At 62.5% G+C, this 9,459-nt stretch carries 9 protein-coding genes, 1 tRNA gene and 1 pseudogene; 6 read left to right on the forward strand and 5 right to left on the reverse strand.

Translation table 11 applies throughout. From position 1 onward, the window contains the following. The first annotated feature begins 56 nt into the window (after nucleotides 1-56). Nucleotides 57-141: transfer RNA gene (locus tag VGP39_RS11490), tRNA-Leu, on the forward strand. Between the two features lie 168 nt (nucleotides 142-309). On the opposite strand, the gene VGP39_RS11495 is transcribed toward VGP39_RS11490, so the two are convergent. The 4 genes and pseudogenes from VGP39_RS11495 to VGP39_RS11510 all read right to left on the reverse strand — a co-directional run bounded on the left by VGP39_RS11495 (nucleotide 310) and on the right by VGP39_RS11510 (nucleotide 3,927). Continuing rightward, the gene (locus VGP39_RS11495) at nucleotides 310-876 is read right to left on the reverse strand and encodes a DNA-binding protein (protein WP_327568228.1); all 567 of its coding nucleotides are present in this window, start codon (nucleotides 874-876) and stop codon (nucleotides 310-312) included. Between the two features lies 1 nt (nucleotide 877). After that, nucleotides 878-1,252 carry a hypothetical protein gene (locus VGP39_RS11500; protein ID WP_327568229.1) on the reverse strand — a complete coding sequence of 125 codons (375 nt, stop codon included), beginning with the start codon at nucleotides 1,250-1,252 and terminating at the stop codon, nucleotides 878-880. Nucleotides 1,253-1,745: 493 nt separating this feature from the next. After that, the gene (locus VGP39_RS11505; RefSeq protein WP_414644642.1) at nucleotides 1,746-3,053 is read right to left on the reverse strand and encodes a polysaccharide deacetylase family protein; all 1,308 of its coding nucleotides are present in this window, start codon (nucleotides 3,051-3,053) and stop codon (nucleotides 1,746-1,748) included. 59 nt (nucleotides 3,054-3,112) lie between these two features. After that, a pseudogene (locus tag VGP39_RS11510) lies at nucleotides 3,113-3,927 on the reverse strand (polysaccharide deacetylase family protein). Between the two features lie 165 nt (nucleotides 3,928-4,092). On the opposite strand from VGP39_RS11510, the gene mgtE reads away from it, so the two are divergent. Together mgtE and VGP39_RS11520 are read left to right on the forward strand one after the other, a co-directional pair. After that, nucleotides 4,093-5,523 carry a magnesium transporter gene (gene mgtE, locus VGP39_RS11515; protein WP_327568230.1) on the forward strand — a complete coding sequence of 477 codons (1,431 nt, stop codon included), beginning with the start codon at nucleotides 4,093-4,095 and terminating at the stop codon, nucleotides 5,521-5,523. Between the two features lie 57 nt (nucleotides 5,524-5,580). Continuing rightward, complete coding sequence (locus VGP39_RS11520) at nucleotides 5,581-5,886, forward strand: helix-turn-helix domain-containing protein (RefSeq protein ID WP_327568231.1); 306 nt, start codon at nucleotides 5,581-5,583, stop codon at nucleotides 5,884-5,886. Nucleotides 5,887-5,931: 45 nt separating this feature from the next. Here the strand turns inward: VGP39_RS11520 and VGP39_RS11525 are convergent, their stop codons facing one another. After that, nucleotides 5,932-6,201, reverse strand: coding sequence for a DUF3253 domain-containing protein (locus VGP39_RS11525; protein WP_327568232.1), 270 nt, complete (start codon nucleotides 6,199-6,201; stop codon nucleotides 5,932-5,934). Between the two features lie 109 nt (nucleotides 6,202-6,310). Here VGP39_RS11525 and VGP39_RS11530 point away from each other — a divergent pair, with 109 nt between their 5' ends. From VGP39_RS11530 to VGP39_RS11540, 3 genes are all read left to right on the forward strand, one after another. Next, nucleotides 6,311-7,309, forward strand: coding sequence for a Bug family tripartite tricarboxylate transporter substrate binding protein (locus VGP39_RS11530; RefSeq protein ID WP_327568233.1), 999 nt, complete (start codon nucleotides 6,311-6,313; stop codon nucleotides 7,307-7,309). Between the two features lie 202 nt (nucleotides 7,310-7,511). Then, entirely contained in the window at nucleotides 7,512-7,922 is a 411-nt protein-coding gene (locus VGP39_RS11535; protein ID WP_327568234.1) for a RidA family protein, read from the forward strand. 300 nt (nucleotides 7,923-8,222) lie between these two features. Next, the coding region (locus VGP39_RS11540) for a selenium-binding protein SBP56-related protein (RefSeq protein WP_327568235.1) at nucleotides 8,223-9,459 on the forward strand (1,237 nt) is incomplete at its 3' end.

Here is a 9,459-nt window from a genome sequence, read left to right on the forward strand (position 1 = left end):
TTACATCGGCGCCGTCGATCCGGCCGGGCGCAAGCCCGACCCATCCATCGATCCTTGCGCTCGTGGCGGAATTGGTAGACGCGCTGCCTTGAGGTGGCAGTGAGTAAAATCGTGGGGGTTCGAGTCCCTCCGAGCGCACCACAGGCGATAAGCTATTGATGCGAAAAATATTTTCGCGATGTCTATTCCACGTTGTTACTCGCTATGAGTCTAATCTTTGAACTTTTCCATCAGCGTTTCTCCGATGTGCTTCCAGCGTTCGCTCTTGTGGCGGTCAGCACTGTTTGAGCCAAGATCTCGCGATGGGGGTCATTTCGAACGATAGAACAGCACGCGTCCGGTTGGTATGAGCTGGAGTAGAATATCATAGTCGCCGACATTTGCAGTCAGGACAACGAGGCCGAGCTTTTGCCCCTGCAGGAAGAGCACGCTGTCCTGAAGCGCGCGGAGCTTGCCGTCCTTTTGATATCCCTGGAGGCGGCAGAGAATCCCCGATAGCAGCGCGGCTCGTCCCAGCACCTCTATGTCCGGCGCAAAAATCCGATGTGGCGGCATCGCTTTGATCTGCTTGCCGATCACATCGACGACAGAAGCGGTTCGGGCGTCGGACGGCTTCAACACGCCGACCGTGTGCATTAACGCCTGGATCGCCACAGTCGAATGGTTGACTTGTCGCTGCGCGATCAGGTGGTCCAGGACTTGAGGCGAACGATCTTGCATTTGATCGATATAGACGCAGGTATCGAGCAGTAGTCCCTGTCCGGCGGTCAGGCTGGCGCTGACGAATGGAAGTTCATCGTCGCTGCGCCGTGCCAGCGTGTTTTCCAGATCGAACCGCGCCCAACGTCGCGCCGCGTCAAAGTCGAATTCCGCCACCTTAGAAACCGAGCTTCAACATTGGATCGACCTTGCCTCGAGACTCCTTGAACGCCTCTGCGAAATTGTCCTCAAGTGCGACCGTCGCCAACGCAAACTCGATCAAGTCCGTATCCGTCTCGATGCCCGTCTGGCGCTTGGCCTGCCGGACCAGGGCAGGACTCACCCGGCCGCCGATGCGGCTGCCTTTTTCGCTCAGAAGGCCAGATTGTTCCGCCGCCAGCATGACCGCTTCAAATCGTGCCTTGCTTACGACAAGCCCGCTGGTCGCAAGCTCACGCTTAAAGGTCTTTATCAGTACCGAGTTGCCCTTGGATGCAGCTCTCCTCTGTTTCGTCCGGAGCAGCCGGGGCTTGTTCGCTGATGCCTTTGCCATGGAATTTCCTTGTATGTTAGACAAAAATGGATTTTGTCTAACATAGCGCTTTGGTGCCCCATCTTCAAGGCGTCTGCCACGGAGCCTGAAGGGAAGGTGTCCGACGCTGGAACTGGGGGCGTGTTTTCGATTGAAGATAGGATCTGGGACAGCCAGAGGAACGTCTGCGACACGCACCGTCAATCGGATGCTTTGTGCAAGCCGGGAGCCTCCGACCCGCGCGAAAGCCCGCGTGGCGTCGCACAGGCCCGAGACCCGGCTTGGTCGGACGGATGCCGGCTTTGCTCGACGGGAAAGGGGGGATGCTTTAGTACAGCTGCGGCGCAAATCATGTGGTTTGTTGCGCTAGCGGTCGTGACGACTGCGACAAAACCACCAGCTTGCGATAGATGAAACCATCCAGCTTGATTTGTACAGCGGTCACCTCAGAGTCGCGCGACGGCTTCAAAGTCAGGCGCAGACCCGAGCGGATGCTTGAGGTCGACCCGCCGTCTCAGTGCGCCGTCAGCGGCACGCGCTTCAATCCCGGTTCGGTAATGCGATGGCTTCCCGGGATCATGCGCCTGGAGGCGCTGGCATGGATCGAGATCAGTTTTGCGATTGCGTCTGCGTCGTTTCCGGCGGGAGCGTGCGTGCGTTCTGCATGATGTGCTGATGAGACCACAGCCTGTTGCGCTGCCGCGCTGGATCGTTCCTGGATCTCGAAAATATCTTTGCCAGGCACGGGCAAGGGTGTTCGTGCTGCGCCCGCCGCGAGCGGCGACAGACTGGGCCACGGCGCTCGCGGCGGTAACGGTATCCCGCCGTGCGCGAGCCGTCCTGGACGCTCGAACGATTCCGGCAGCGACACCAGCATGCCTTCGCGCCGATCCGAATCCGATACAGCGGGCGCGGGAAGGGTCTCCGCGCTGGTAAACACGAAACCGGGAATTTTCGGCCAGCGCGACGTCGCCACTGTCTCCGATATCGGATGCGGCTGCCATTGCTGCGGCTCGGTCGGCGTCGCTGGCTGATCGGGCGTCGCCGGTACCACATGGACGATGCGATAGCCGCGCGCCTTCAGTTCATGCAGGATTTTCGGTAGCGCGGCGACGGTGCGTGCCTGGATGTCGTGCAGCAGCAGGATGCCCTTGCCCTTGGCCTCGAGCCGCTGCATCGCGAGGTCGTACACCCGCGCCGAGGAAACACGCCTCCAGTCATCGGCCGGAAAATCGGCGCTCCACGTCTGGATACCCCTGGCAGCAAGATAATCCTCAACGTCCCCGGCGCGGCGCAGGCCGGGAATCCGGAAAAACGGCGCGAGCGAGCTGGCGCCACCCAGCGCAGCGGCGGTCGCGGCGATGCCGTCGTCGATCTCCTGCCGGGCGCGTTCGATCGGCAGCCGGTTCATGCCCAGGGGATGATTTTGGCTATGGGTACCGATGGTATGACCGGCGTCGCGGACTTTGCGGACGCCTTCCGGATAGTCGCGCGCCATGCGGCCGATGATGAAAAACGTCGCCTTCACGCATTGCGCGGCGAGAATATCCAGAACCTGGGTGCTGTGCGGCGGCAGCGGGCCGTCGTCAAACGTCAGCACCACCTCGTGGTCCTGCAGCGGCAGCGTTTCGGCATATTGCATGGTGCCGATCCGCGGATGCTCGCGGGGATCGACAACCAGTGTTCGCGAGGTTCCGAGTGCGCCGGGATTGCCCGGGCAATCGGCCGCGGCCGCGGTGCCGACGGCTATGCCGGAGGCTAGCATGCCCAAAAAAAGCACGGCCAGCTGCCGTGCCCCGTTTCCGCTCAACGCCTTACCCATCTGCAAAATACCATCACTGTTCAATCGAGCAAACTACAGGCTGTGCCATGAACGGGGCCTTAATCGTGCTTACCGCCTGGGGATAAATTCGCGGCGGAAGGAACCTGATCCGGCTTTTTGTCCGGCGCCGCCGGCACCAGATGGACCACGCGATAGTGGTTGTCCTTCAGATAGCGCAGGAAATCGGGCAGCATGGCGGCGGTTTGCTCTCGGGGGTCATGCAGCAGAATAATTCCCTTGCGGTCGGCCTCGAGTCGGTCGATCAGCAGCTTCAACTGTTGCTTCGGCGTCATGGTTTCCCAGTCGCTGGCCCACAGGTCGGCGCCGAACACCATGATGGCGCGGGATTGCAGCAGATCGAGCGTGGCCGGGGTGGTTCAAAACCGGGAAAACGAAAGAACGGCGTGCTCGGCGTGCTGGTCGCGGTACCGTGCAGCGCCTTTTCCACTGCGGCGATGCCGCGATCGATTTCTTCGTCGGTCTCGCTGGGCTTGATCCGCGATAGACTGCGGTGCGACCAGGTGTGATGGCCGACGCTATGGCCCTCGGCGGCTATCTTCCGCACCATCTCGGGATGTTCGGACGCGGGTTTTCCGACCAGGAAGAACGTCGCGCGCGCACACTCTCTCGCCAGCGCCGCCAGAACCCGCGACGTCGTCGGGGGCGATGGACCGTCGTCGAAGGTCAGCACCACCTCGTGGTCGTCGAGCGGCAGGGTCTGTGGAAAGTTCTTCAGTCCAGCGCGCGGGTAGTGCGCCGCATCGACCGCGAGAATGCGCGAGGTGCCAAGTGTGTCCTTGCGCGGGCAGTCCGCCGCCTGCGCGCTCGCCGTGCAGGCAAGCAAGGCCAGGGTTGCGGCTCTCAACTTGATCATGACATCTTCCCGGCGCGAAACGCCTTCGCGCATCTACATTTATCATTGCGCTTGGCATTGCCGATTGGGTAATGCACGACAGCAGCGCGAATTCGCCGCCTTTCGATAGCGCAATTCGCTCAAAGCACGCTAGGCGTAAACCTGTAACAACCGGCGAGGCGCGGCATGGCCGATGATGTGGACGTTGCCCAATCCGCCGATGCCGCCCATGCATCCGTGCTCGATCGTCTTCCGATGCGGGATGAAGACGGCGACATCCGTCCCGAATTTGTCGAAAAAGTCTCGCGCGCAGTTCAGGCCGCCGATGCGGCTTTTTTGCGTGAGATCGTGGCCGAACTGCATGAGGCCGACCTCGGCGACCTGATCGAGGCGCTCGACCAAGATGACCGGCCCCGTCTGGTGGAACTCACCGGCGCCGACTTCGACTTTTCGGCGCTGAACGAAGTCGATGACACCGTCCGTGAGGAAATCCTCGAAGAACTCGAGCCCGAGACGGTCGCCGAAGGCGTCCGCGAACTGGAATCCGACGATGCCGTCGAACTGCTGGAAGGCCTCGACGAAGAGGACCAGGAGGAGATTCTCGAAAAACTGCCGCATTCCGAGCGCGTCGCGCTCGAGCGCCGCCTGCTTTATCCGGAAAATTCCGCCGGCCGGCGGATGCAGACCGAGTTCATCGCGGTGCCGCCGGAGTGGACCGTCGGGCAGGCGATCGACTACATGCGCGACACGCCGGACCTGCCCGACCGTTTCTACGAACTCTACGCGGTCGACAGCGCCCAGCATTGGCAGGGTGCGATTTCGCTCGACGCGTTGCTGCGTGCGCGCCGCCCGGTGCCGCTTGCCGACCTGATCGACGAGGACCGCCGCCGCGTCTCGGTGATGGACGATCAGGAGGAGGTGGCACGGCTGTTCGGCAAGTATAATCTGGTCGCTGCGCCCGTCATCGATACCGAAAACCGGCTGGTCGGGGTCATCACCATCGACGACGTGGTCGACGTCATCGAGGAAGAGGCCGAGGAAGACCTGAAAGCGCTCGGCGGCGTCACCAGCGACGAAGAGCTGTCGGACAGCGTCTGGACCATCGCCAGGGGCCGCTTCAACTGGCTGCTGGTCAATCTTGCCACGGCGTTTCTGGCGTCGTCGGTGTTGGGCCTGTTCGAGGGGCAGCTGGAACAAATGGTGGCGCTGGCGGTGCTGGCCCCGATCGTGGCCAGCCAGGGCGGCAATGCCGCCACCCAGACCATGACGGTTGCGGTGCGGGCGCTGGCGACCCGCGAACTCGGCTCCAACAATGCCTTTCGGGTGGTGATACGCGAAGCGCTGGTCGGCCTCGTCAACGGCCTTGCCTTCGCCATCATCACCGGCGTTGCCGCGGTAGCCTGGTTCAAGATTCCCGGCCTCGGCGTCGTGATCGGGCTCGCGATGCTGTGCAACCTGGTTGCCGGCGCGCTCGGCGGCATCCTGATTCCGATGGTGCTGGAGCGGGTGCGCGCCGATCCGGCGGTGGCGTCGGGCACCTTCGTGACCACCGTCACCGACGTGGTCGGCTTCTTCTCCTTCCTCGGCATCGCGACGCTGTGGTTCGGGCTGAAATAGCCTTGCCATTCATCGGACTTTAACGCGCATCGCCGACCATCCCTGCAGAGGTCGAACATGCAGCGCCTGCGGCTGAAAGCGGACGGACGGATCGTCGAATTGCGGGACGGGCGGGAATTTCCGTTTGCGCCGGCGCTCCCTGTCATCGCATCTGCCGGTGCAACGGCGCCAACCGCCCGCGAGCTGCGCCGGCGGGCGCGGCTGACCCAGATCGAATTCGCCGCGCGGCTCGGCGTGCCCGTCGAAACCATCCGCAACTGGGAGCAGGGCAAGCGCATGCCGCGCGGACCTGCGCGGGCGCTGCTGGCCGTGATTGCGCACGCGCCGGAGACGGTGTTTGCCGCGCTCGCGGCACAAACCTGAGCGCAGAACCCTCCGCCCACATCGGCAGCGCCGCAAAGGAACGGCTCAATCCTGCCGCGGCAGGCCGAGCCGATAGACGCCGCGGAAATCATCGGGATCGGCCGGCTTGCCCTTGCGATAGATGACGAGGCGGCCGGCCTGCGCCAGCGCGACCGCGGCGCGGCGGATCGGCATCAACAGCCCGTGCCAGTCGCCATCAGGCGAAATCGCATGGGCGATTTCCGGCGCACTCAGCGTGCCGGCGCCGGCGCGCATCAGGACGTCAAGGATGGAATCTTCGAGGCGGATGGCTTGCGGCGAATCGTGGGCGGACATGCGCCATGCAATGGCGCATTGATCCGGATCCCGCAAGCAGCCTTGACGCGCTTGTATACCTGACCACAATCACGCCATTGCGCTTTGCGGAATTCGATGGAGGAACGTGATGTCGTTGCCCACGCCTGTGAACCGCCGCACTTTGCTGACCATTCTCGGCTCCTCGATCGCCACGCCGCTGCTGGCGCCTCGCATTGCTGTTTCGCAGGAGGCCTGGCCGGCCCGGACGGTGCGCTATGTCAACGGTTTTCCGGCCGGGGGAGCAACCGACACGCTGTCGCGCATTCTGTGCCAGAAGATGAGCGAGTTGTCCGGACAGTCATTCGTTGTCGAGAACAGGGCGGGCGCGGGCGGCGTGCTGGGCGCGGACACCGTCGCGAAGGCAGCGCCGGACGGCTACACCGTCGGTCTCGGCGGCATTGCCAGCAACGTGCTTGCGATCGGAAGCTACGCAAAACTGCCCTATGACCCGCGCGGCGATTTCACCTTCATCGGCGGCATGTGGCAGCTGCCGAATATCCTCTCCGCCAGGAAGGACCTGTTCTCTTCCGACCTGAAGGAATTGCTGGCCGCGTTCAGGAAGGAGCCGCGCAAATACACCTATGCATCGGCGGGATTCGGCACGACGCTGCATCTGTCGGGCGAGATGATGAACAGCATGGCCGGCGTGGAAGTGACCCACATCCCATACAAGGGAGCCGGCCCGGCGCTGACCGATCTGCTCGGAGGCCGCGTCGATCTGTTGTTCGACAATCTGCCGGGCTCGCTGCCGAGTGTGCGCGCCGGGCAGATCAAGCCGGTCGCCGTCACCGCGAGGGCGCGCATTGCCGAGCTTCCGGACGTGCCGACTTTTGCCGAGGTGCTGCCTGGATATGAGATCACCTCATGGACCGCCATGATCGGACCAGCGAACATGAAGGCCGATCTTGTGGCGCAAATCAACGCGCTCACGGTAAGGGCGCTCGCCGATCCGGCGTTGAAAGCGCGCTACTCCGACCTCGGCGCAACGCCTTGGCCAGCCTCACCGGCGGAGATCAAGGCATTTCGCGATGCTGAGGAAGGGCGGCTGCTGCCGGTCATGCAGGCAGCCGGGATCAAGCCGGGGTGAGGTTTTTACCTCTCCCCGCAGGGGAGAGGTCGTCTCGCATCGAAGATGCGAGACGGGTGAGGGGTCTATCCGCGAGTTCGAACGTGTGGAGAGTCCCTCACCTGAAGCCTGCGCTGCGCTCCGGCTTCGACCTCTCCCCTGCGGGGAGAGGTGACGCGCGCCGCTTCAATCTGAATTGCACTCAAGGCAGAAAGGAAAAACAATGCCTGCCGAAATCAACATCTACAATCCCGAGCAACTCGGCCCTCCGATGGGGCAGTACACCCATGTGACGCGCGTCAGGGCCAACGAATTCCTGTTTATCGCGGGCATGCTGTCGGGCGACGCCGCGGGCAATGTCATCGGCGAGGGTGATTTCGACGTTCAGACCGCGCAGGTGTTTCGCAATATCGAGGCGGCGCTGAAATCAGCCGGCGCATCCTGGGCCAATGTCGTTCAGTTCACGACCTACCTCGTCCATTCGCAGGACATCCCGAAATTCATGGAATTCCGGTTGCGCGAATTCCCAAAAATGTTTCCGGACGGCAAGTATCCCCCGAACACGCTTCTCATGGTCGACCGGCTGGTCAAGGAAGCTTTCCTGGTCGAAGTGCAGACGATCGCCGCGGTGTGATCGAGACAGCTGCCGGTCTGGTGCTCTGCGTCTTTCGCGCGCAACAAGTTCCGCCGTCATCCTGAGGTGCTCGCCGCAAAGCGGCGAGCCTCGAAGGATGGCCGCAAGCACCCGGGGCGATCCTTCGAGACGCCGCGCAAGAGCGCGGCTCCTCAGGATGACGGTGCATATGTGGCTCGGCACACGGCTTACCTCGATCGGTTTGCGTGTCGCAGCCGCCATCGTTCTTTTCACCGGACGGGTTTGATGGTTGTATGATGACGAACCCGTGGACGTCCACGCAAACAGGGAGGCAGACCGATGACAATGAGGCCGGACCCGACGTTTCACGCATCGCCGAAGCTTGCAATGGAAGCTCCGCCGGAGAATTTTGCATACACCTTGCTGCTCAGCCCGGACGCCTCGAAACCCGATGCGCTCGCGGTGATCGACGTAAAGCCGGGCTCTGCGACCTACAGCCAGGTCGTCCACACGGTGACGATGCCGAACAAGGGCGACGAGTTTCACCATTTCGGCTGGAATGCCTGCTCGTCGGCGCTGTCGCCGCTCACCGGGCACGCATTCCTGGAGCGGCGCTATCTCATCATCCCCGGCATCCGGTCCTCGCGGATTTATGTGGTGGATACCAAACCGGATCCCACAAGTGCGAAGATTCACAAGATCATCGAGCCCGAGGAAATCTTCAAGAAGACCGGCTACTCGCGGCCCCACACCATCCATTGCGGGCCGGAAGGAATCTACGTCTCTACGCTCGGCGGCGGCGGCAAGGATGGCACCGATGGTCCGCCCGGCGTCTTCATCATGGACTGCCAGACATTCGAGGTGCTCGGGCGATGGGAGATCGATCGCGGTCCGCAAACGCTGCACTATGACTTCTGGTGGAACCTGCCGCGCGATTACATGGTGACGAGCGAGTGGGCGTTGCCGCCGCAGTTCGAGAACGGAATCGTGCCGGAGGATTTGCTTTCGAACAAGTACGGCCATCGCATCCACTTCTGGGATCTGCGGGCCCGGCGAAACGTCCAGACCATAGATCTCGGCGCCAACCATCAAATGGCACTGGAAGTTCGCCCCGCTCACGATCCGGTTCGCGAATACGGCTTCCTCGGCGTCGTGGTCGATACCACCAACCTCGAAGGCTCGATCTGGACCTGGTGGCGCGAAGGCGGCAAATTCCATATCGAAAAAACTGCAACGATCCCAGCCGAACCCGCGCCCAAGGAACAGCTGCCGCCGCTTCTGCAGGGCTTTGGCGCCGTTCCCCCGCTGGTAACCGACATCGACTTGTCGATGGATGACAAGTTTCTCTACGTCTCGTGCTGGGGCACCGGCGAGATGCGTCAATACGATGTCACCGACCCGAGAAAGCCAAAACTTGCGGGCTCGGTGCACATCGGCGGCATTGTCCGCCGCACGCCGCATCCGAACGGCAAGGCCTATGCCGGCGGTCCGCAGATGGTGGAGATCAGCCGCGACGGCAAACGCGTGTACTGGACCAACTCGCTCTACTCGACATGGGACGACCAGTTCTATCCCG

The sequence above is a fragment of the Bradyrhizobium sp. genome (assembly GCF_036009065.1).
GTDB lineage: Bacteria > Pseudomonadota > Alphaproteobacteria > Rhizobiales > Xanthobacteraceae > Bradyrhizobium.